Origin of the sequence: Kitasatospora sp. NPDC059648 (assembly GCF_042734825.1) — a bacterium.
Lineage (GTDB): Bacteria > Actinomycetota > Actinomycetes > Streptomycetales > Streptomycetaceae > Kitasatospora.
The window spans coordinates 29,588-52,615 of record NZ_JBHWDU010000030.1; the positions used below are offsets into that span (position 1 = coordinate 29,588).

14 protein-coding genes are annotated in these 23,028 nt (G+C 76.5%); 10 read left to right on the forward strand and 4 right to left on the reverse strand.

Annotated features, from left to right (window positions below; genetic code table 11):
- Window positions 1-48: 48 nt before the first annotated feature.
- The gene (locus tag ACFV1W_RS19560) at window positions 49-1,017 is read right to left on the reverse strand and encodes a LysR family transcriptional regulator (protein ID WP_380418116.1); all 969 of its coding nucleotides are present in this window, start codon (window positions 1,015-1,017) and stop codon (window positions 49-51) included.
- A gap of 71 nt (window positions 1,018-1,088) precedes the next feature.
- Here ACFV1W_RS19560 and ACFV1W_RS19565 point away from each other — a divergent pair, with 71 nt between their 5' ends.
- The 9 genes from ACFV1W_RS19565 (at window position 1,089) to ACFV1W_RS19605 (ending at window position 17,268) form a co-directional block, all read left to right on the forward strand.
- Entirely contained in the window at window positions 1,089-1,736 is a 648-nt protein-coding gene (locus ACFV1W_RS19565; protein ID WP_380418118.1) for a maleylpyruvate isomerase family mycothiol-dependent enzyme, read from the forward strand.
- A gap of 249 nt (window positions 1,737-1,985) precedes the next feature.
- The gene (locus tag ACFV1W_RS19570; protein ID WP_380418120.1) at window positions 1,986-3,122 is read left to right on the forward strand and encodes a PP2C family protein-serine/threonine phosphatase; all 1,137 of its coding nucleotides are present in this window, start codon (window positions 1,986-1,988) and stop codon (window positions 3,120-3,122) included.
- A gap of 396 nt (window positions 3,123-3,518) precedes the next feature.
- Window positions 3,519-4,883 carry an MFS transporter gene (locus ACFV1W_RS19575; RefSeq protein ID WP_380418122.1) on the forward strand — a complete coding sequence of 455 codons (1,365 nt, stop codon included), beginning with the start codon at window positions 3,519-3,521 and terminating at the stop codon, window positions 4,881-4,883.
- A gap of 41 nt (window positions 4,884-4,924) precedes the next feature.
- Complete coding sequence (locus ACFV1W_RS19580; protein WP_380418124.1) at window positions 4,925-6,184, forward strand: non-ribosomal peptide synthetase; 1,260 nt, start codon at window positions 4,925-4,927, stop codon at window positions 6,182-6,184.
- Between the two features lie 260 nt (window positions 6,185-6,444).
- The gene (locus ACFV1W_RS19585) at window positions 6,445-9,531 is read left to right on the forward strand and encodes an amino acid adenylation domain-containing protein (protein ID WP_380418126.1); all 3,087 of its coding nucleotides are present in this window, start codon (window positions 6,445-6,447) and stop codon (window positions 9,529-9,531) included.
- A complete protein-coding gene (locus ACFV1W_RS19590) occupies window positions 9,528-10,703 on the forward strand; it encodes an acyl-CoA dehydrogenase family protein (protein ID WP_380418128.1) in 1,176 nt (391 codons plus the stop codon). Before ACFV1W_RS19585 ends, ACFV1W_RS19590 begins: the two co-directional genes overlap by 4 nt.
- Window positions 10,704-10,744: 41 nt before the next feature.
- Window positions 10,745-12,520, forward strand: coding sequence for an amino acid adenylation domain-containing protein (locus tag ACFV1W_RS19595; protein WP_380418130.1), 1,776 nt, complete (start codon window positions 10,745-10,747; stop codon window positions 12,518-12,520).
- Between the two features lie 72 nt (window positions 12,521-12,592).
- Complete coding sequence (locus ACFV1W_RS19600; RefSeq protein WP_380418132.1) at window positions 12,593-14,407, forward strand: non-ribosomal peptide synthetase; 1,815 nt, start codon at window positions 12,593-12,595, stop codon at window positions 14,405-14,407.
- Window positions 14,404-17,268: a condensation domain-containing protein gene (locus ACFV1W_RS19605; protein WP_380418134.1), complete on the forward strand. Its 2,865-nt coding sequence runs from the start codon at window positions 14,404-14,406 to the stop codon at window positions 17,266-17,268. Before ACFV1W_RS19600 ends, ACFV1W_RS19605 begins: the two co-directional genes overlap by 4 nt.
- A 96-nt stretch (window positions 17,269-17,364) precedes the next feature.
- Here the strand turns inward: ACFV1W_RS19605 and ACFV1W_RS19610 are convergent, their stop codons facing one another.
- From ACFV1W_RS19610 to ACFV1W_RS19620, 3 genes are read right to left on the reverse strand one after another with little or no spacing between them, the layout of a single operon-like run.
- Entirely contained in the window at window positions 17,365-18,801 is a 1,437-nt protein-coding gene (locus ACFV1W_RS19610; RefSeq protein WP_380418136.1) for a VWA-like domain-containing protein, read from the reverse strand.
- On the reverse strand, window positions 18,798-20,039 hold the full coding sequence (locus ACFV1W_RS19615) for an AAA family ATPase (protein ID WP_380418138.1): 1,242 nt from the start codon (window positions 20,037-20,039) through the stop codon (window positions 18,798-18,800). The genes ACFV1W_RS19610 and ACFV1W_RS19615 overlap by 4 nt, the downstream gene beginning before the upstream one ends.
- A gap of 56 nt (window positions 20,040-20,095) precedes the next feature.
- The gene (locus ACFV1W_RS19620) at window positions 20,096-21,499 is read right to left on the reverse strand and encodes a hypothetical protein (RefSeq protein ID WP_380418140.1); all 1,404 of its coding nucleotides are present in this window, start codon (window positions 21,497-21,499) and stop codon (window positions 20,096-20,098) included.
- Window positions 21,500-22,216: 717 nt separating this feature from the next.
- Here ACFV1W_RS19620 and ACFV1W_RS19625 point away from each other — a divergent pair.
- Window positions 22,217-22,858, forward strand: a complete 642-nt coding sequence (locus ACFV1W_RS19625; RefSeq protein WP_380418142.1) for a polysaccharide deacetylase family protein — start codon at window positions 22,217-22,219, stop codon at window positions 22,856-22,858.
- Window positions 22,859-23,028 lie beyond the last annotated feature (170 nt).

Sequence of the window (23,028 nt, forward strand, 5' to 3'; positions counted from 1 at the left end):
CCGTCGCGACCGGGGTGGCGGCTCGTCACGGGCCCGCGCAGCGGCCCGTCACCGCCGCCCCGGGCGGCCGGCCCGACACGGCGCCGGGTAGGCGGCGCGCAGATGGGCCAGCAGGGCGGCGGTCGGCGGTTCCGGCGGCCGCCCGGTCGGCCAGACCAGCGCGATCCGCACCCGGGGGACGGGGCCGGTCAGCAGCCGGACCGGCAGTCCGGCGGCGGGCCCCGGATCCGGCAGCACCGCCACGCCCAGCCCGTGCGCGGCGAGTTCGGCCAACTGCGGTGGCGCGGCGGCCTCGACGGCCACGGTCGGGGCCGCCCCTGACGCGGCGAGGGCACGTTCCAGCGCCGTCCGCAGACCGGTGCCGCGCGGCGTGCTCACCAGCGCGTGCCCGGCGAGCGCGGCGACCGGCAGTGGTCCGTCCGCGGCGGCGAGCGGATGGCCGGGCGGGCAGAGCGCGACCAACGGGACCTCCAGCACCGGGTGCAGGGCGAGCCCGGACAGCGCCGTCCAGCCGTCGTCCCCCTCCCGCCCGCTCGCGGCGGTCGGCAGGCCGATCACGGCGAGGTCCAGCCGCCCCTCGCGCAGGCAGCCGAGCATCCGGGCGGTGGTGTCCTCGGCCAGCGAGAAGTCGATGCCGGGGTGCTCCTGGCGGAAGGCCGCGAGGGTGGTGGCCAGTCCGGGGAAGGTGCCCAGGGCCGGCGGTGGGGTGAGCGCGGCGCCCGCGATCATGCCGAGCCGCACGCGTCCGCGACGCAGGCCGTCGAACTCCTGCGCCGTCCGCCGGGCGGTCGCCGCCGCGGCGAGCGCGGCACGCGCGTGCGGCAGCACCGCCTCGCCGACCCTGGTCAGTCGCACCGCGCGGCCCGTTCGGTCGAGCAACTGGTGGCCCAACTCCCGCTCCAGTCGGCGGATCTGGGCGCTCACTCCGGGCTGGCTCAGGTGCAGCAGCTCGGCCGCCCGGGTGAAGTTGCCGTGCTGGGCGACGGTGACGAAGTACTGGAGCTGCCGGAGTTCCATAACTGTTGATCATAGGTGGCAGAACCGACCGGTCTTGGACGGGTCACAGCCCCAGACCGCAGGCTGGGGGCATGAACAGCGTGCAGCAGGAGCAGGACATCGGGTGGATCCGCGAGCAGATCGCGGCCGAACGGCGGGAGCTCGCCGAGGTGTTCGCGGGCCTCACCGCCGAGCAGTGGAACTCGCCCTCGCTGTGCGAGGGCTGGCGGGTCCGCGAGGTGGTCGCGCACATGAGCACCGGCTTCCGGCACTCCACGGCCCGGACGCTCGGGGAACTCGCCCGCTCCGGCGGCAACGTCCACCGGATGGCCGACCGGATCGCCCGCCGCGACGCCGCCGCCCTCACCGAGGCCCGACTCGCCGCCGTCCTGGCCGAGCACGCCGAGCACCCGTGGCGGCCCCCGGTCGGCGGCCGGATCGCGGCCCTCGCCCACGACGTCGTCCACGGCCTCGACGTCACCGTCGCCCTCGGCCTGCCCGCGCGCCTCCCGCTGCCCCGGGCCGCGGCCCTGCTGGGCTCGGTCTCGGCCCGAAGCCTGCGCTTCTTCGGCGCCCGGCTGGAGGACGTTCGGCTACGGGCCACGGATCTGGACTGGTCGTACGGGCAGGGGGCGCTGCGAGTGGAGGGGCGGGCCGAGCACCTGCTGCTGGTGACGTACGGACGGCGGGTGCCGCCGGGGCTGCTCTCCGGGGCCGGGGCGGAGCGCTTCACGCCCTGACGGGGGCGCGTCCGTGGCCCCACCGCGCCCGTCACGGGAAAGGAGGCAGCACCGCCGATCCCACCGTCCTGCGCCCCGCCGCCCACCGCCCCGCCGCGCACCGCCCCGCGCCCCTGCGCCCCCGTCCTGAGCCCCGCCATCCACCGCCCGGCGCCCCCGCCTGCCACCGTCCTGCGCCCCGCCGCCGCCCGTGCCTACGATCGGGAGGAACCTCCTGCTGGACGCAGTGAGACGGAAGCCAGGTAGCCGATGGCCCAGAAGTCCGCGCAGTGGCCGCCGTACGTGCGGGCCGCGCCGTGGTTGCTGATCGTCGGCGGCCTGGTGTGGAACTCGCTGGATCCGTCCGACTACTGGGGCGATCCGCTGCTCGCGGCGGCCGCCGTGCTGTCCGGGGCGCTGCTGACGCTGCACGACACCGTGGCCGTCGGGGTGGCGAACGTGACGGGGATCCTGGTGCTGGCCCTGCGGGACGGGTCGATCGGGACCCAGGACGGCTACCTGGAGCTGGTCAACACCGCCTTCGCCGCCCTGCTCGGGGTCGGTGTGAACCGGGTGGTGGTCCGGCACGGGCGCAGGCTGGCGCGGGTGCGGTCGGTGGCGGAGGCGGCGCAGCGGGCCGTGTTGCCCGAGCCGCCGGGGCGGGTGGCGGGGCTGGAGGTCGCGGCCTGCTACCGGGCGGCCCAGGACGAGGCGCTGATCGGCGGGGACGCCTACGCGCTGCAGGCCACTCCGCACGGCGTGCGGGTGCTGATGGCGGACGTGCGGGGCAAGGGGCTGAACGCGGTGGGGGCGGTGTCGGTGCTGCTCGGGGCCTTCCGGGAGGACGCGCACCGGGAGCCGGACCTCCGTGCGCTCGCGGACGCTCTGGAGCGGACGCTGGTCCGGGAGAGCGTCGCGCTGGGCGAGGAAATCCGGCTGGAGGGGTTCATCACGGCGCTGCTGGTGGAGTTCCCGCCGGGGGAGGCCGTCGCGCGGACGCTGGACTGCGGCCACCCCGGGCCGTACCTGCTGGGCGAGGACGGGCCCACGGTGAGCCGGTGGGACGCGGCCGATCCGGGGCTGCCGCTGGGGATGGGCGTGCTGGGGGTGGCCCGTCCGGAGGTGGAGAGCAGGGCCTTCCCCCCGGGGTGCACGCTGCTGCTGGTGACCGACGGGGTGACCGAGGCGCGGGACGCGGCGGGGGAGTTCTACGACCCGGTGCAGGGGCTGGCCCCGCTCGGGCCGTTCGCCGGGGCGCGGGAGGCGGTGGACGCGCTGGTGGCCGACGTGGCCCGGTGGACGGGCGGGCCGCGCGACGATGACATGGCCGTGCTCGCCGTGACCCGGCGCGGGGAGCCGACCGGGGCCGGTCCAGCGACCGCGGCCGGGGGCGGGCCTCCCGTCTGAGCAGGGGGCGCGGCCGACGGACGGCGCGCTTCGCGGCGGCCGGTCACGGCTCTGGACGGTTACGCCGATATCACGGTGGGGTTACGGAAGGTGCCTGCTCCATCGATTCCGGCCAAATTCAGCACCGAACTCCGATGGCCGGAAAGCGGACGTCCGGATAGCGGACGAGGAAATGGACTCCCTGGTGGCAGGCTCGTCGGGACGCGCCGACAGATCGTGATGCCTTGGTCGACGGGCGGTGACGGCTGCACGCTGGCTGGCAGCCCGGGCATAAGGGCTTGTAAGGGAGGCGCAAGGGTCGGTCACGGCAGTGGCGGAATCCGGCCGACCCGTGCTTCGTCCGGAAACGGCCCCGGTGCTTGCCCCGTGTCGAATGGGTGACCGAGAGTCGCATCGATGAACGAGAAGCCTCGCCCCCGCCAGGCCCGTCTGTTCGGCCACCGCGACTTCCGGCTCCTGCTGACCGGAGCCGCGGCGGCCCAGACGGGCAGTCAGGTCACCCTGGTCGCCCTGCCGCTGGTGGCGGTGGTGGTGCTCGACGCCACCCCGTTCGAGGTCGGTCTGCTCACAGCTGCGGAGACCGCCGCGTTCCTGCTGGTCGGCCTGCCGGCCGGCGCCTGGCTGGACCGGATGCGCAAGCTCCCGGTGCTGATCCGCGCCGACGTGGTGCGCTGCCTCGCGGTGGGCTCGATCCCGCCGGCGGCGGCGCTCGGCGTGCTGACCATGCCCCAGCTCTACCTGGTCGCGCTGGTCACCGGGGTGGCCACGGTCTTCTTCGACGTGGCCCACCAGTCCTTCCTGCCCGCCGTCCTGCCGCGCGAACGACTGGTGTCCGGAAACGGTGCGTTGGAGACGGTGCGCTCCTCGGCGCAGATCGCCGGGCCGGGGCTGGGCGGTGGGCTGGTCCAGCTGCTCGGCGCGCCGGTCGCCATCGTGGCCGACGCCTGCGGCTACCTCGCCTCGGCCCTGCTGCTCGCCCGGATCCGGGTCGAGGAGCCGCGGCCGGAACCGGAGCCCGGGCGCTCGCTGCGGGCCGAGGTGGCCGAAGGCGTGCGCTTCGTGCTCGGCCACCGGCTGCTGCGGGCCATCGCCGCCGCCACCGCCACGTCCAACCTGTTCGCCGCCGTGCTGATGGCCGTCCAGACGGTGTTCTGGGTCCGGGTGCTCGACCTGTCGCCCGGGGCCATCGGCGCCCTGCTGTCGGCCTCCGCCGTCGGCGGTCTGGCCGGTGCGCTCTGCGCGGGGCAGCTGTCCCGCTGGGTCGGGCAGGCCCGGCTGATCTGGCTGGCCACTATGGTGACCGCGCCCTTCGCGCTGCTGTGGCCGTTGTCCGGCGGCGCCGCGGGCGCCCTGCTGTTCGGCCTCGCCTCGGGTGTGGTGCTGTTCGGCGCGGTGGCCTACAACGTCGCGCAGGTGAGCTTCCGGCAGAGCGTCTGCCCGCCCGAGCTGCTCGGCCGGATGAACGCCACCATGCGCTTCCTGGTGTGGGGCACCATGCCGATCGGCGCGCTCGGCGGCGGACTCGTCGCCGACTGGGCCGGCCCGCGTGCCGCCCTGTGGCTGTGTGCGGCGGGCTTCCTGCTGGTGCCGGTGCCGCTGCTGCTCTCGCCGCTGCGGGGGATGCGCGACCTGCCGGGGGCGCCGCAGGAGCCCGGGGCCGTGGACGCGGCGGAGGCCCGTGCCTCCGCCCAGGACGCCCCGGACGTCCAGGCCGCCGAGCACCCCGCCGAGCACCCCGCCGCGAGCCCCACCGCCCCCTGATCCCCTGACCCGAGCCGAGACCGGAAACCGGAGACCGTTCCGTGCACGCCAGCATCACCGCCGCCTACCTCGCCCGGTACCGCTCCGCCGCCGCCGAATCCCCGGTGGAGCTGCTCCCGCTGACCGGCGCCCAGCGACGGTTCCTGATCACCCGCCGACTCGCGCCGCAGACCCGCTCCGACCTCGCCCCGCTGTTCTTCGCCTTCCCCGGAGGCACCCTCGACCTCGACCGGCTGGCCCGCGCCGCCGCCGCCGTCGCGGCCGGCCACCCGGCGCTGTGCGGCGCCTTCGCGACCGTCCGCGGCACACCCGTTCTGCGCACCGGCGGCCCCTCGGTCGAGGTCTCCGGGATCGCCGTGGCGCCCGGCGGCGGCGCCGAGGACGCGCTGCGCGAAGCGCTGCTGGACTGGCCCCTGGACGGGCCCGCGCTGCGGCTGCTGGTGGCCCGGGAGCCCGGCGCGGGCGAGGAGCTGCTCGCCCTGGCGCTGGACCACGCGGCCTGCGACGAGCAGTCGATCGGGGCGCTCGTCGGCGAGCTCGGCGAGGCCTACCGACGGGACGAGCCACCTGCGGCCGCCCCCGGTGCGCGGGCCGTCGCCGCCTTCCGGGAGGCCGTCGAACTCCAGCTGGCCGCGGAGGAGGCCGCCGCCGGGCCCGCCGCGCGCGCCCACTGGGGGCGTCGGCTCGGCGGCCTGACCGGGGCGGGCGGCGGCGCCGCGACCGCAGCCGGCCTGCTCACCGAGCGGCTGCCCGCCGTCGAGGGCGGCGCCCGCAGCGCCTTGTTCCCCGCCCTGCTGGACGCCACCGGCGCCGCCGCCCGGCGGCTGCACCGTACAAAGGGCCCGCTCGCCCTCGGCTACCCGTGGGGCGGCCGCCCGCCCGGCGCGCCCGCCGTGCTCGGCTGCTTCCTCAACACCCTGGTGCACGCCGTACCGCCGCGCGCGGCCGCCGACCTGGAGGCGCTCTGCAACGACTGGTGGGACGACCTCGACCACGCCGGCACCCCCTTCGACGAGGTGGTGCGGTCCGCCCGGGCCGCCGGGTCCCCCTGGTCGGGCGCGCTGGACGCGATGCTCACCTTCGAGGACCTCCAGCGCCGCCCGCCCCTGGTGCTCGGCGGGGTACCCGGCCGGGAGGTCCACCTCTCCGGCCGCCCGCTTGCCGCGCCGCTGGCCGTCTCCGCCTCCCACGGCGAGGACCTGACGGTGCACCTGGCCTGGGACAGCGAGCGGTTCCCGGCCGCCGACGCCGAGGCCGCCCTCGGCGACCTGCTCGGGGTGCTGCGCCGCCACCTCGCCTAGGACACGTCCCGGAGCCCGGCCCACCCCGGACTCCGCTCACGACCCCGGACCCCGCTCACGACCCGGCCCGCCCCGGGACTCCGGCCCCTCCCGGAATCCCGCCCGGCACCCCGGCCCCTCAGTCCGCAATTCCCCGAGAAACCCCGGGTCGCACCCTCACCCCGGTGCGGCCCGGCCCCCGCCGGCCGCAACCGGGGCCACCCCACCCCCGCGCCCGGCCACCACAGTGCCAACACGCCCACCACACAAGGGAATCATCCATGTTCGCACTCTCTCCCTCCCAGGAGATCGTCTGGCTGCACGAGCAGATGCAGCCGGGAAGCCGCGCCTACAACTTCACCGGCGTCCTCGACCTGTGGGGCACCCTCGACCGGGACGCCCTGCACACCGGGCTCGCCGCCGTCCTGGCCCAGCACCCGGGCCTGCGGCTGGAGTTGGTGCCCCGGCCGGAGGGCGTCCCCGGCCAGCGGGTCGCCGAGGACTGCCAACCCGTGCTGCGACAGAGCGACTTCACCGCCGAGGCGGACCCGGAGGCCGTCTTCCGCCGGCTGCTCGCCGCCGAGGCGGAGGAGCCGCTGGACACCGAGCGGGCCCCGCTGCTGCGCTGGCACCTGGTCCGCCTCGCCGAGGACCACCACCGGCTGATCCACGTCGAGCACCACCTCGTGCACGACGGCCACTCCTTCGCGATCTTCCTGCGCGACCTGTTCACCGTCTACCGCGCCCGCGTCCTCGACCAGCCCTACGAGCTGGCCACCGCCCCCTCCTACGAGCAGCACGCCCGCACCGAGGCCGACCCGCAGGCCCGCGACCGCGCGCTCGCCTTCTGGGCCAAGGAGCTGGCCGACGCCCCGCGGGAGGTCACCCTGCCCGGACTGGCCCGGCCGGGCGTCGAGCGCCGCCACCGGGGCGGGCAGCTGCGCCAGTCGATCGGCGCCGACCTCGCCGAGCGGCTGCGCGAGCGCAGCAAGGCCGACGGCCACACCCCGTTCAGCACCCTGCTCGCCCTGTTCGCCGAGCTGTTGCGCCGACACAGCGGCCACCGCGAGGTGACCGTCGGCACCGCCGTCGGCAACCGTCCGGCGGGCTACGAGGGCACCGTCGGCATGTTCGTCAACACCGTGCCGCTGCGCCTGCGGCTCGACCCGACCGCCTCCGGCACCGACGCCGTCGACGAGGTCACCGACGTCCTGATGCGCGCCCTGCCCTACCAGGACCTGCCCGTGCAGGAACTGACCCGCCGACTCGGGCTGCACACCGGCGGCGCCGACAACCCGCTGTTCAACGTGATGTTCAGCGCCCACGACGCCGCGCTGCCCGACGTCCAGGCGCCCGGCCTCGACGTCTCGCTGTACGAGGGCTTCAACACCGGCACCACCCGCTTCGACCTCGACCTGGTGCTGCTGCCCGACGACCGCCGGGTGGTCGGTGAGAAGCACGGCGCCGCCGGGATGACGCTGATCTGGGACTACGACGCCGACCTGTTCGGCGAGGCCAGGGCCGTGCTGCTCTCCGAGCGCCTGCTGGAGCTGCTGCGCTGCTACCTCGACCGGCCCGAGGCGGTGCTCGCAGAGCTGGCACCCGCGCCGCAGGCCGAGCCGGCCGCCCCGGTCACCCCGGCCGGCCTCGACCCGGCCGCCGCCCACGACCCGACCGCGCTCGCCCTGCTGACCGGCACGGAGCGGATAAGCTACGGCGAACTCGACCGCCGCGTGGGTGAGTTGGTCGACCGGATGCGCGCCGCCGGGGTCACCGCCGGTCAGCCGGTGGCCGCCGTACTGCCGCGCGGCACCGACAGCGTGGTCACCCTGCTGGCCTGCCTGCGCCTCGGCGCCGTCTACGCGCCGCTGTCCACCGAGGACCCGGCCGCCCGGCTCGGCCTGCTGCTGGAGCGGCTCGCCCCCGCACTCGTCCTCGCCACCCGGCAGAGCGCGCTCGCCCTGCCCGCCGAGGGCGTCACCCCGGCCCTGCTGGACGGTCCCGCCTTCCCGAAGGCCGAGCCCGCCGCCGTCCTGGACGGCGCGGCGTACATCATCCACACCTCGGGTTCCACCGGCGTGCCCAAGCCCGTCCTGGTCGGCCGCGAGGCCCTCGCCGGGTACGTCGCCGCGATCACCGCCCGCTACGGACTCAGCCCCGCCGACCGGGTCCTGCTGTTCGCCCGGCCGTCCTTCGACGTGGCCCTGGAGGAGGTGCTGCCCGCCCTCGCGGCCGGCGCCGCCCTGGTCGTGCCGCAGCGCGAGGTGCCGACCGGCCCGGAGCTGGTGGCCGTGCTCGCCGCCCGCGGCGTCACCGTCGCCAACCTGCCCACCAGCTACCTGCTCGCCGTCCGCGAGGACCTGCGCGAGGCGCTGCGCGACGGCCGCTGGGCGCCCCGGCTGCTCGTCCTCGGCGGAGAGCGCCTGCCCGCCCGGGCGCTGGCCGGGCTGACCGAGGCCACCACCGTGCTCAACGCCTACGGCGTCACCGAGGCCACCGTCACCTCCACCGTCCACCAGGTCACCGCGGCCGACCTCACCGAGGACGGCGAGATCCCGCTCGGCACCGAACTCGACGGCGTGCGCCTGCACGTCCTGGACGAGACGCTGCGCCCGCTCCCGTACGGCTGCGTCGGCGAACTCGCCGTCAGCGGCGACCTGTTGGCCGAGGGATACGTCGGCCTGCCGGAGCCCACCGCGGCCCGCTTCACCACCGTCCCCGCGCTCGGCGGCCTGCGGGTCTACCGCACCGGCGACCGCGGCTACCGCGACACCGAGGGCCGCCTGCGCTTCCTCGGCCGCGCCGACAACCAGGTCAAGCTGCGCGGCCACCGGATCGAGCTGGAGGAGATCGAGGCGGCGGCCTCCGCCGAACTCGGCGGCCGCTCCTGCGCGGTGGTGCTGCACACCGACCCGCGGACCGGCCCCCGCCTGCTCGGCTTCCTGGAGGGCGCCGAGCACCCCGACCAGGCCGCCCTGCACACCGCGCTCGCCCGCCGGCTGCCCGGCGGACTCGTCCCGGCCAGTTGGACGGCCGTCGCCGAGATGCCCACCCTGCCCGGCGGCAAGCCCGACCGTGCCGCCCTCGCCCGGCTCGCCGAGGCTGCCCCGGAGGAGCCGGAGAGCGCGCCCAGCACCTTCGCCGACCCCGGCCAGGAGCTGATCGCCGCCGCCTGGCGCGAGGTGCTCGGCCACGACCGCTTCACCGCGGACTCGCACTTCTTCGAGGTCGGCGGCCACTCGCTGCTCGCCGCCCAGCTCGCCGCCTACCTGGAACCGCATCTGGGCAGCCGCCCGCCGCTGCGCACCCTGTTCCGCCACGCCGTGCTGGCCGACCAGGCCCGCGTCCTCGCCGGAGGTGCCAAGTGAGTTCCCCCTCGGCCGTGTTCGAAGACGGCCACCGCGAACTCGTCGACGCCTTCGAGAGCTTCGTCCGCCGCGAGCTCGTGCCGCTCGCCGCCGAGCTGCCCGAGACCGCCGACCAGGTCCCGACCGACCTGCGGGCCTACGTCCGCAAGCGCTCCGCCGCGCTCGGCTTCTACGCCGGCGACTACCCGGAGGAACTCGGCGGCGCCGACATGCCGTTCACCGCCGTCGTGCTGCTGCACCACGCCGCCGGGCGCAGCGGCTGCGTGCTCGCCCCGTACGCGCTGGCCGGCTCCGACGGCCCCAGCCCGCTGCTGCGGCACGGCACCCCCGAGCAGGTCGAGCGCCACCTCGTCCCGCTGGTGCGCGGCGAGCAGACCCGCTGCCTGGCGCTCACCGAGCCCCAGGCCGGCTCGGACGCGTTCCACCTCACCACCACCGCCGTGCGCACCGGCGACACCTGGGTGCTGAACGGGCGCAAGACCTTCGTCAGCAACGCCGAACACGCCGGGATCGCCCTGGTGGTCGCCGCCACCGACCTCGGCGAGGGCGCCGGGCCGACCGCCGGGGCCACCGCCTTCGTGCTGCCGATGGACCAGCCCGGGCTGCGGATCGGCCAGCGGTACGAGGGGATGTCCGGCGAGCCGCTGTTCGAGCTGCTGCTCGACCAGGTCACCGTCGGCCCGGAGGCCGTCATCGGGGGCGAGGAGGGCATCGGCGCGGCCACCGCCCTCGCCATGGACAGCCTCTCCCGCGGCCGCCTGGTGGTCGCCGCGATGTGCAACGGCATCGCCGAGTACGCGCTGAAGGCCGGCGTCGAGTACGCCCGCGAGCGGCGCGCCTTCGGCAAGGTGATCGGCGAGTACCAGCACGTCCAGGAGCACCTGGTGACCACCCGTGCCGAGGTGGAGTCCTCCAAGCTGCTCACCCTCGCCTGCGCCCGGCTCGTGGACGAGGGCAGCGAGTCGCCCGAGAACGCGGCGCTCGCCAAGCTCACCGCCTCCGAGACCGCCGTCCGCGCCGTGGACCGCTCGCTCCAGGTGCACGGTGCCACCGGCTGGGTGCGCGGCCACCCGCTGGAATTCCTGTACCGCTACGTCCGGATGACCACGATCATCGAGGGGACCTCCGAGGTCCAGAAAGTGATCATCGCCCGCTCCATGGGCCTGAACTGACGGTTCTTCCGCACGTACTACGCACGCATCTGGAGACGATGATGGAATCCCTGAGCATCGGGTACGGCCGTCCGCACCAGGACGGCGCGGTCCTCGACCTGTTCACCAGCTGGGCGCACCGCACCCCGCAGGCGCCCGCCCTGATCGACGGCGAGCACACCCACAGCTACGCCGAGCTCGACCGCCTCGCCGACACCGTCGCCGAGGCCCTGCGCGGCAAGGTCGGCGAGGGCGACCTGGTCGGCGTCTGTCTCGGCCACTCCGTGGAGCTGGTCGCCGTCACCCTGGCGATAGCCAAGCTCGGCGCCGTCCACCTGCCGCTCGGCCCGCGCCCCGGCGAGAAGCGCCTGCAGGCCGTCGCCGAGCAGCTGCGGCCGGCCTGCCTGGTCGGCGAGGCCGCCGTGCTGCCGGCCGGCGGCGAGCGGCTGGAGCTGGAGCTGCCCGCCGGCGGCGTGCTGGCCGCGCTGACGCCCGGCGAGCAGGCCGAGGTGCCTGCCGGCACCCACTACGCCGTCCTCACCTCCGGCTCCACCGGCACCCCCAAGGCCGTCGCCGTCACCGAGCCGGCGCTCGGCGCGCTGCTGCAGTGGTACCGCGAGCTGATCGGCCTCGGCCCCGGCGATCGGCACAGCCTGCTGATCGGGGTGTCCTTCGACCCGCACCTCCTGGAGCTGTGGGCCGGCCTCACCTCCGGCGCCGCGCTGGTCGTCGCCCCCGAGGCCGTCCGCTGGGACTCGGGCGCGCTCACCGACTGGTGGCGCGAGGCCGGCATCACCGCCTGCGTGCTGCCCACCCCGCTGGGCGAGCCGATCCTGGCCCGGCCCTGGCCCACCGGGCTGGCGCTGCGCCACCTGTTCATCGGCGGCGACCGGCTGCGCCGCCCCGCCGGACCGGAGGTCACGGCGACCGTCCACAACGGCTACGGCCCGGCCGAGGCGACCGTCGTCACCACCGTGCACACCATGGCCCCCGGCGGCGACCACGGCGCCGGCGCACCGCCGATCGGACTGCCCGTCCCCGGAGCCGTCCTGCTGGTCACCGACGAGCAGGGCCGCCCGGTGCCCAGAGGGACGGCCGGTGAACTGCGGATCGGCGGCCGGGGCCTGGCCGCCGGGTACCTCGACCCCGGGCTGACCGCCCGCCGCTTCGTCCAGGCGCCGCCCGGCGTGGACGGCACCGACCGGGTCTACCGCACCGGTGACCGGGTGGTGATGCGCGCCGACGGCGTGCTGGAGTTCCACGGGCGCCTGGACGACCAGGTCAAGGTCAGCGGGGTGCGGATCGAACCGGCCGAGGTCGAGGCCGCCTTCGAGCGCGACCCCCGGGTGCGCCGGGCCGTGGTCGCCGCCGAGACGGCCGCCACCGGCGTACGGCTGCTCGCCTTCGTCCAGACCGAGGAGGACGCCGAACCCGCCGGCCTGCTGGACGCCGTCCGGCCCTGGCTGCCCGAGCAGGCGGTGCCGTCCACCGTGCGGCTGGTCGAGCGGTTCCCGCTGGACGCCAACGGCAAGGTGGACCGCGCGGCGCTGCTCGCCGCCGAGCCGCAGGCCCCGGTGGCGGTGGCCGAGGACGGTGACACCCCGGTCGAGCGCACCGTGCTGAAGCTCTGCCGCGAGCTCCTCGGCCGCGCCGACCTCGCTCCGCAGGACAACTTCCTGGACTCGGGCGGTAACTCGCTCGCCGCCGCCCGACTGCTGGAGGCCCTGGAAGGGGAGTACGGCGTGCGGCTGCGCGCCCCCCTGGTGCTGCGCCAGCCCGACCTGCGGGCGGTCGCGCGGCTGGTCGAGGAGCGGATGCCCAGCGCCTCGCTCAGCTGACCCCGCGGTACCTCCTGTCCTGAACAGCGGCGCTCCGGCCCCACGGCCGGGGCGCCCGGAAGGGAACCAGCCATGACGCCCGTCCTCCGCACGCTCCCCGCGCCCCCCACCCTCCCCGCCCTGGTCGCCCGGCAGGCCGAGCAGCGCCCCGCCGCGCTCGCCGTGACCGACGGGGACACCTGTCTCACCTACCGCGAACTCCTGGACGCCTCCGGCCGGCTGGCCGCCGTCCTGGCCGCGCGCGGCATCGGCCCCGGCAGCTCGGTCGGCCTGCTCTGCGCCCGCTCGGCCCGGTTCGCCGTCGCCCAGCTCGCGGTCTGGCGGGCGGGCGCCCTCGTCGTCCCGCTCGACCCGGCCTACCCCCGCCCACGGATCGCCGAGATGACCGCCGACGCGGACGTACGGCTCGTCCTCGGCGACAAGGCGCTGCTCGCCGAGGCCGGACTGCCCGCCGAGCACACCCTCGTGCTGACCGAGCGCGGCACCGAGGCCGCCGAGGCGACCGGCGCGGCGGTGCCCGACGCCGCCGAGGCCGACGCGCCCGCCCTGCTGTACTACACCTCCGGCTCCACCGGCCGCCCCAAGGGCGTGCTGGTCCCGCACCGCGCCGTCGCCGACCTGGTCACCGCCCCAGACGCACTCGCGCTCGGCCCGCGCGACCGGGTGCTGTTCCACTCCACGCCCTCCTTCGACGCCGCCACCTTCGAACTGTGGGCCCCGCTCGCCCACGGCGCCGCCACGGCCGTCTCCTCGGCCGACCGGCCCAGCGCCGAGGAACTCGCCCGCGACGTCGAGCGGTTCGGCGTCACCACCGCCTTCATCACCACCGCGCTCTTCCACCACCTGGCGGCCAAGCAGTCCCGGATCTTCGGCGTGCTGCGCACCCTGGCCGTCGGGGGCGAGGCGCTCGCCCCCGACCACGCCGGGGCCGTGCTGCGCGCCTTCCCGTGGCTGGAGCTCTACAACGTCTACGGCCCCACCGAGGCCACCACCTTCACCACCGCGCACCGGATCACCCCGGCCGACTGCGAGAACGGCCCCGTCCCGATCGGACGGGCCTTCGGCGGCTCCTTCACCGCCGTCCTGGACGAGCGGCTCGCACCGGTGGAAGCCGGCACGGTCGGCGAACTCTGGATCGGCGGCGAGCGGCTGGCCCACGGCTATCTGGACCGGCCCGAACTGACCGCCGAGCGCTTCCGCGAGCTCCCGGGCATCGGCCGCGCCTACCGCAGCGGCGACCTTGTGCGCCAACGTCCCGACGGCGCACTGGAGTTCCACGGCCGCACCGACGACCAGGTCAAGGTTCGCGGCTTCCGGATCGAGCCCGGCGAGGTCGAGCAGGCACTGCTGCAGTTCCCCGAGGTCGCCGAGGTGGCGGTGGTGGTCCGCCGGGCCGGGCAGGCCGACGCCGCGCTCACCGCCTGCGTGGTCCCCGCCGAGGGCGCCGGAACGGCCGTCGGGAGCCTGCGCACCCGGCTCGCCGAGCGGCTGCCCGCCCACCTGGTGCCGACCGCCTGGACCGTCCTCGCCGAGCTGCCGCTGACCGGCAGTGGCAAGGTCGACCGGCGGGCGCTCGCCGAGGCCGCCGACCCCGCCGCCGCCAGGCAGACCGCTGACGAAGCCGAACTCAGCCCGATCCAGCAGGTCGTCGCCGAGGCCTGGAGCCGGGCGCTGGAGCGCCCGATCACCGACCCGGCCGCCGACTTCCTCGCCGAGGGCGGCCACTCCCTGCTCGCCATGTGGGTCGTCGACGACCTGCGCGAGGACCTCGGCGTCGAGCTCTCCCTCGCCGACTTCCTCGACCACCCCACCGTGGCCGGGCAGGCCGAACTGCTGGAGCGCGTCCTACGGGCCGCCGACGACACCTCGGGAGCAGAACAGCGATGACCAGCGACCAGAACGACCTGCTGCGCCGCGCCCGCAGCCGTCGCACCGCACTGACCCCTGCCCGGGCGGCGGCCGCCGAGGACACCGGCCCGGCCCCGCTCTCCCACGCCCAGCAGCGGATGTGGCTGATGGAGCAGCTCGGCCAGGGCGGCGCCCTCTACAACGTGCCGATCGCCACCCGGCTGCGCGGGCCGCTCGACCCGGCGGCCCTGGCGGCCGCGCTCACCGGCCTCACCGAGCGGCACGCCGCCCTGCGCACCCGCTACCCGCGCCGCGACGAGCAGCCGTACCAGCACATCGAGCCCGCCGGGCCGGTGCCGCTGCCGGTGGTGGACGCCGACGGTGACGGCGCTGGGCAGCTCGCCGCGGAGGCCGCCCGGCCGTTCGACCTCACCACCGGGCCGGTGATGCGCGCCCTGCTGCTGCGGCACGGGCCCGAGGACCACACCCTGCTCCTGACGATTCATCACATCGCCGTGGACGGCGGCTCGCTGCCCGCCCTCGCCGCCGACCTCGCCGCCCTGTACGCCGCCGCCCGTGACGGTGCCGAGCCCCGACTCCCGCCGCCGGGAATGCCGTACGCCGAGTACGCCCGCCAGGAGCGCGCCCGCGACGCCGAGCTCACCGCCGCGGCCGACGCCCGCGCCGCCCACCTGGCCGGGGCCCGCCCGCTGCCGCTGCTGCGGCCCGTCCCGCCCGGCGCCCGCGCCCGCCGCGCCGCCCTGCACACCGCCCCCCTCGACGCCGCCACCGTCGAAGGCCTGCGGCAGCTCGGCGCCCGGCACGGCGCCACCCTGTTCGCCGTCGTCCTCGCCGCCGCCTTCGCCACCCTGCGCACCGCCGCCGGCCAGGACGACCTCACCCTCGGCTGCGCCAGCGGCCAGCGGGCCCGGCCCGAGCTGCGCCGCACGGTGGGCCTGGGCGTCAACACCCTCGCGGTACGGGCCGAGCTCACCGGCGGAGAGTCCTTCGCCGACGCCCTGGCCCTGGTGCGCGGCGCCCTGCTGGAGGCCCAGCAGCACCACCAGGTGCCCTTCGACCTCGTGGTCGAGCGCCTCGGCGCGGCGGCGCGCGGCGCCGACGGCACCCCGCTGCTGACGGTCAGCTGCGACCTCCTCCAGCCCCCGGCGCCGCTGACCCTGCCCGGGCTCGACGCCGAGGACGTCGAAGTCGACCTCGGGCTGGCCAAGTTCGACCTCACCCTGGCGCTGGAGGAGGGCCCGCGGCCGCGCTGCCTGGTCCAGCACGACCGGGACGCACTGGACGAGGCCACGGCCGCCCGGCTGGTCGAGGCCTTCGCCGAGGTGCTCCGGGCGGTGGTCGAGGACGCGGAGCTCCCGCTCGCCGAGCTGCCCGGCGAACTCCTGGTGTCCGCCGGCGAACACCCGGTGCTGGAAGCCCTGTCGGCCGAGCCCGGGGTGGCCGACGCGGCCGTCGTCGAGGCCGTCGACGGGCCGCCGCTCGCCTTCGCGGTGGTGCGCGGACCGGTCGCTCCCACCGGCACCGATCTGCGCGCCCGGCTGCGGCGCTCGGTCACGGCCGCCGAACTTCCGCTCGCCGTCACCCTGTTGGACCGGATCCCGCGCGGCGCGGACGGCGCCGTCGACCGCGGCCGGCTGCCGGGGGCCGAGCCCGCCACTCCCGCCGCCGCGCCCGTCACCGCTTCCGACGCCGCTCCCGTCGTCGAGCGGACCGGTCCGCTCGACCTGGTCCGCACCGCCTTCGGCGAACTGCTCGGCAGCGTCCCGCCCGCCGACGGCGACTTCTTCGCCCTCGGCGGCCACTCGCTGGTCGCCGTCCAGCTCGCCGAACGCCTGCGCACCCGTGTCGGGCTGCCGCTCACCGGCCTCGACGTCCTGGAGCACCGCACCCCGCGCGCCCTGGCCGCCCTGCTCGCCGCGCGCGAGGAGGAGCGCCGGGCCGCCGTCGCCCGGGCCGGCGACCGCACGACCGCCGAGCCCCGCACCGGCACCGTGCTGCTCACCGGTGCCACCGGTGGGGTCGGCGCCGCGGTGCTGCAGGAACTGATGGCCCAGGGGCGGCCGGTACGCGTCCTGGTCCGACCGGAATCCGCGCACCTGCCCGCCCTGCACGGGGCCGAGATCGCCGAGGGCGACCTCGCCGACCTGGACAGCCTCCAGCGCGCTGTCAAGGGCGTGGACGCCGTCATCCACGCCGCCTGCACCTTCACCGAGCACGAGATCGACGTCGCCGCCATGCGCACCCTGCTGGACGGCTGGTCCGGCGGCCCGTTCGTCTTCGTCAGCAGCATCGACGCGTACGGCCGGCCGGCCGGCACCGAGGTCGCCGAGGGCGGCCCCAGCGGCGCGCCGGTCACCGCGTACGGGCAGGCCAAGCTCGACTGCGAGCGGATGCTGTTCGAGACCGCCGAGGCCACCGGGCACGGCCCGGCCACCGTGGTGCGCGCCCCGATCGTCTGGGGCCCCCACCAGCGCCTGCGCGACCAGCTCCGCTGGGGCTCCACGGGCGAGCTCTACCAGGCCGCGCTGGCCGGTCGGCCGATCGTCCTGCCGGCCCCGGGAGTCGACGGGAAGGACGAGTGGAGCGGAGCCGCCTGGGTGCACTCCGCCGCACTGGCCCGCGCCCTCGCCGCCTGCGCCCTGCCCGACGGCCCCGCCGCGGGCCGGATCGTCAACGCGATCAACGGGCACGTGTCCTGGGCGGAGTTCGGCACCGAGCTGATCCGACTGCTCGGGTCGGACAGCGCGGTGGAGCTGAGCGCCGACGCGGACCCGGAGCTGCGACGGCCCTGGCACTACCGGTCGGAGACCCTGGCGGCCGCGCTGCAGCCGGAGCCGGGGGAGGACTGGCGCAGCGTGCTGGCGGCCATGGTCCGCTGAGCCGCGCGTGGCCGGGCGGAGGGGGCCTTCGGGCTCCTCCGCCCGGCCACCGCCGTGCCTGCCGACTCCAGGCGCCGGCAGGGGCACTCGGGGCCCTCAGCCGATGGCGACCACCCGCGCCCACTCCGGCGGCGCGTCCGGCCGGTACTCGTCGTCGTCCTCGTCGTACCGGCTCGGGCGCCGGAACAGGCCGACCACCGTACGGCACGACGGCGCCACCGACGGCCAGGGCGTCTGCCCGTCCGTCAGCACCACCACGACGTCCGGCCGCGGCCGGGTCCGCAGCGCCGCCGCGAAGCCCGTCCGCAGGTCCGTCCCCCCGCCGCCGACCAGCGGGATGCCCGCCGCCCGGCAGAGCCCGCCGACGGACCGGGCCGCCGCGTCGCAGGACAGCACGGTGACCTGGTCGTGGCGGCCGCCGACCGCCTGGCCGATCGCCGCCACCTCCAGCAGCGCGCTGCCCAGCTCCTGGTCGGATACCGACCCCGAGGTGTCGATCACCACCGAGACCCGGGGCGGGCGCCGCCGCAGGGCCGGCAGCACCACGCCGGGCAGCCCGACCGAGCGCCGGGCCGGGCGGCCGTAGCTGTAGTCCCCGCCCGCGCCCGGCCCGGAGACCGCCGAGCGCATCGCCGCGCCCAGCAGCTGCCGCCACGGCTGCGGCGGGTGGAACACCTCCTCGGCCCAGCGCCGCCAGCCCGCCGGGGCGTTTCCGGGGCGGCCCCGGATGGCCTCGGCGACCCGGAAGCGGACGGCGTCCCGCTCCTGGGCGGTCAGCCCGTGGGCGCCGTCCGGGCCGAGTTCCCACCCGCGGTCCACGCCGTCGGCGCCGCTGCCGCAGTCCAGCCAGGCCAGGCCCGGCTTGCGCAGGTCGAAGCCGAAGCCGCGGAAGTAGTCCTCCAGCAGCCGCCCCTCCGGCAGGTCGAGGAACTCGGGCGTCAGCGCGCCCGGCGGTGTGACCAGCCCGTCGCCGAACGCGTCGTCGTTGATCTCGCAGTCGGCGGCGATGTTCATCCGCAGCCGGTCCGCGGGGCCCCTCAGCCCGAGGTCGTGCGCCAGGCGGTCGCTGCGCCCGTGGTGGTCGCGCAGCAGGTGGGAGACCTCGTGCACCCAGATCGAGGCGAGCTCCTCCACCGGGGTGCGGTCGACGAAGGCCGGCGAGGCGTAGCAGCGCCAGTAGCGGTCCACGGCCATGGTCGGGGTCTGCCGGGACTCCACCAGGTGCAGGGCGAACAGGGCCGTCGCCAGGTAGGGGCGGGCCCGGACGGCCTGCAGGCGGGCGGCGTAGAGCTTGTCGAGGTCCAGCTTGCCGGTGCCGGCGGCGTCCGGTTCGTCGGTCCTCGGGCGGCCGCGCCTGCCGGCGTCCAGCGGCGTGGGGGCGGCGGGTCCGGTTCGCCGGGCGAGGTCTCGCGGCGTGGGGGCGGGACCGGTCCGGCCGCCGGCATCCGGCGAGGTCGTGCCGCCGGCGTCCGGCCGGGGCGCGCCAGGGCCAGGGCCCTGGCCCTGACCCGGCGGCAGGGTGTCCGCGTTCATCGGCCGGCCCCCACGCCGGTCCGCGCGGCGACCCGGACGGCGGCGCGATCGGCCCGCCGGGACAGGGCCACCGTCGAGGCCAGGTGCTCGATCGCCTCCGGGACCTCCCAGTCCTCCCGTCGCAGCGAGGCCAGCGTGGTGGCCGGTACGACCAGCACGTCCGGCGCGCCGGTGTCCATCGCCCGCACCAGCACCGCCCAGGCGGCGTCCCAGCGCGCCCGCTCCGGCCGGTTGCGCACCGCGGCCACCACCCCGTCCAGCACCACCTGGCGCAGGTCCCCGCGCTGGGGCAGCACGGCGCCCGCCGGATCGGCGAGCAACTGCTCCGGGTCCGGCAGGTCCATCCGGTCCAGGCTCGCCATCAGTTCCAGCCCCGGGCCGTCCCCGACCGTGCCCCGGACCAGCAGTGACAGCACCTCCCGCGAGGAGCCGGCCGCGGTGGCGAAGGCGATCAGCCGCAGCGTCATGTCCCAGCTGCGCGGGGACGGCCAGGCCCCGCCGCGCTTGGTCTCGCTGGTCGGCAGCCGGTGCACCAACTCGGGCCGGACGGTGAGCAGTTCGCACACGGCCCGGCGGGCGAAGGCGACCGCCGCGGACAGCTCCGCCGGGTCGAGCCGCGGAAGGGCGGCGACCGGCCACACCCCGCCGAGGCCGCGCACCACCACCTCGTGGTCGTGCACCCACTGGAGGTGGACGAACCGGTTGGCCAGCGGCGGGCTCAGCTCCCACCCGTCCGCCGCCGAGGACCGCGGGTTGGCGGCCGCCACGATCCTGACGCCCGGCGGCAGTCGGAGCGCGCCGATGCGCCGCTCCAGGACGAGGCGGAGCAGTGCGGCCTGGACGGCGGGCGGTGCGGTGGACAACTCGTCCAGGAACAGCAGTCCGCGACCGGCCCGGACCAGGCGCACCGCCCAGTCCGGCGGGGCCAGCGGGACGCCCTGCTGCGCCGGATCGTCGCCGACGACGGGCAGGCCGGAGAAGTCCGAGGGCTCGTGGACGCTGGCGATGACGGTGGTCAGCGGCAGGTCCAGGGCCTCGGCGAGCTGGTTGAGGGCGGCGGTCTTGCCGATGCCCGGCTCGCCCCAGAGCAGGACGGGCAGGTCGGCGGCCACGGCGAGGGTGAGGGCCTCCAGCTGGTCGTCGGGACGGGGCTCGGTGCGGGTGTCGGCGAGCAGGTCGAGCAGTTGGCGGGCGACGTCGAGCCGGGCGTGGGTGGGCACGGGCGTGGACACGGGCATGGGTGATCACCTTGGGAAGTCGGAAGCAAGGGGGTTGAGCAGGCGGTTCAGCGGGCTCAGCGGGTGGCGGTGCGAGGGCGCCGGGGGAAGGGGAAGGTGTCGAGCCCGTGGCGGGCCAGGCTCGGCGTCCGGTAGAGGGCGTAGGCGACGCCGCTCTGTACGGCCTTGGCTCGTTGGTCGACGGTCAGACCCGCCCGGTAGAGGCCGTAGGCGACCCGGCGTTCCGCCGCCGCGGTGAGCTCGTCGCGCAGCGGGCCGTCGCGCAGCGCCGCCTGCGGGCCGAGCAGGTCCTCCACCACGGCCAGCGCCCCGGCGGTGTCGCCATGGTTCAACCGCTCGCGCACACCGGCCAGTTCGGCCGGAGCGCGGTGCGCCTGGTCGATCGCGCGCAGGCACGGCAGCGGGGTGCCGGACAGTGCGGCCAACAGCTCCTCGCGGCGCAGCTGGGACGGATCGTGGTCGAGCGCGGTCAGCACTCCGTCGACCACCGCGATCCGGTGCCGGGAGCCGCGGCACTCCACCAGCCGCTGGCCGGCGGGAGGCCGGGGCTTCCGGTCGGCCCGGTGCCCGGGCGCCAGTGCGGCCGCCACCAGCGGATGCAGCCGGTCGGGCTCGATCGCTCCGCTGCGCAGCAGGTCGATGTCGGGCAGCACCCACGTCGCGGCGTCGGGCAGCAGCGGCAGGGCGCGGAGTTCGTCGACGGCCTCCGCGCGCGGCCTGCCCGGCTGGGGCGGCTCGTTCGGTGCGTTCGGGGTGATGAGCAGCCGTCGGCCGTGTTCGACGCGGACCGCGACCGGGCCGGGCGGGAGCCCCTCGGCACGCAGCAGGAGCCCGGCCTCCTCGGCCCAGCGGTCGACGGCGTGGCGCAGCCCGCACCGGCCGGGTCCGTCCTGCGGCCCGTCGGCCGGAAGCCCGCCGATCGGGGTGCCGAGACCGGCGCGCAGCGCCAACTCCCCACTGCGGCCTGCGTCCCAGAGGTGCCGGTGCAGATCGAGCCGGAACCGGCGGCTGGGGCGTGGGCGCGGATGGGGGACGCGACCGTTGTGGGACCCGTCCCAGAGCGCCAGGCTGATCCGCTGCCCGTACTCTGCCCAGGCGGGCGGCGTCCGGACCACCAGGTGCACCGGCCGCTCGCCCGGGTAGCGGACCAGCGGCACGGTCAGCCCGGTGCGCAGCAGCCCGTCGGGTGCGGTCCTCGGCAGGTGCCAGCGCAGCAGGTCCGGTGCCAGGCAGCGCAGATCGCCCCGCAGCCGGTCGGCGAACTCCCGGCCGTGGGTACGGGCGACGTGTGACAGCTGGAAGTCGATCTCGACGTTGGCGGCGGCACAGGCCCCTGCCCAGTCGCCGGACAGCCGGCGTGCGGTGGCGGCTTCGATCATGGAGGGCGGCACGGCGTACTCGCGTACGCGCCGCCAGAAGGAAAGACGGGAGTCGTTCCCGTTCGCGGTGCGGGTGAGCATCAGCACTCACCTTGCGCGAGCGGGACCTCCGATCCGAGATCAGCGGAAGTGTTCATCGCGGGGAGCATAGCGCCGGTCGTCGCCGGTCCGCCACACCTTTCCGTCGCGCGGGCGTCGGCCCGCTCAAGGAGTACTGGAGACCAGGTCGGAGCCGGTGGTTCCGGCCGGGCCCGGTGTGTTCTGGTGGTCGGCGGAGGAGGTGCGGCCGCGGGCCCGGGGGCCCTCCCGCGGGGTCTCATCGGCGCGCCGTCCAACCCGCGCTTCCGGTGGGTCAGTTCGAAAGATCTCCGGTGCCGGTGCCTCCGGCGCCGGGAAGGTCCCCCGCGAGGGGTTGGGGGCCCGGGGGAAACCGAAGGATGACCGATGCGCTCCGACCAGACCGCAACTCCTGCTTCCGGCACCGTCCGAGCGGCCGTCGACGGCCCCACCCGAGGGGGAGTCAGGCCGGTGGCGCCCGCCACCCGCAGCAGGGCCGCCGGTCCCGTGCCGGTGGGCGCCACCATCGCGATGGGGCTGATGGCGGAGGCCACCGTTGCCGTCCGGCTCCCGCCGACCCGCCGTCCCGCTGGCCGATTTCGCCCCCTATCGCCCCCGTGCGGGTCGCGGCCCCGTCGGTCGTCGGCGCAGACTGGCCGGTACTCGGCAGTTCGACGTCAGGGAGCAGGCATGGCCGTACGACCCGTGGGACGCAGGGGAGTCGGAAGGATCCGGACCGCGATGGGCGCCCTCGCCGTCGCGCTGGTGGCGGGGGCGGTGGTCGCGGTGCCCACCGAGACGGCGGAGGCGGCCGGGGCCAGGGGCGGCAACGTCGTCTACCTCACCTTCGACGACGGCCCCAGCCCCACCTACACCCCGAGGATCCTGTCGATCCTCAACCGCTACGGGGTGCACGCGACCTTCTTCGAGATCGGCGAGAACGTCGCCGCCCACCCCTCGCTCACCGCACAGGTCGCCCGCCAGGGCCACAGCGTGCAGAACCACTCCTGGTCGCACCCGGACCTTCGCCGGCTCTCCCCCGCCTCCTTCAACTCCCAGGTGGGCGACACCGATCGGGCCATCCGGGCCCAGACCGGCCGCACCCCGAAGTGCCTGCGCCCGCCGTACGGCGCGGTGAACGGCGCGGTGCGCTCCCGGGCCGCGGCGCTCGGCAAGGAGGTCGTGCTCTGGTCCGTGGATCCGGCCGACTGGTCCCGGCCGGGGGCGGCGGCGATCCGGTCGCGGGTGCTGCGGAACGTCCGCCCGGGCTCGGTCATCCTGCTGCACGACGGCGGCGGGGACCGCAGCCAGACCGCTGCGGCCCTGCCCGACATCCTGTCCACCCTCAAGGCCCGCGGCTACGGCTTCGCGACCCTCTGCTGACCGGCCGCCGGGACGGAACGGCGCAGCGGCGTGCGAAAGGGCGGGCCCGGCAAGGGGGGCGGCCCGGAGAGTCCGGGCCGCCCCCCCGCCGGGCCCGCAGCTCATCCCCGGGTGGTACCCCGCCCCGGGGCGGCCTCCCCGCCCGGCCGGGGCCCGCCGCGGTTACTTTT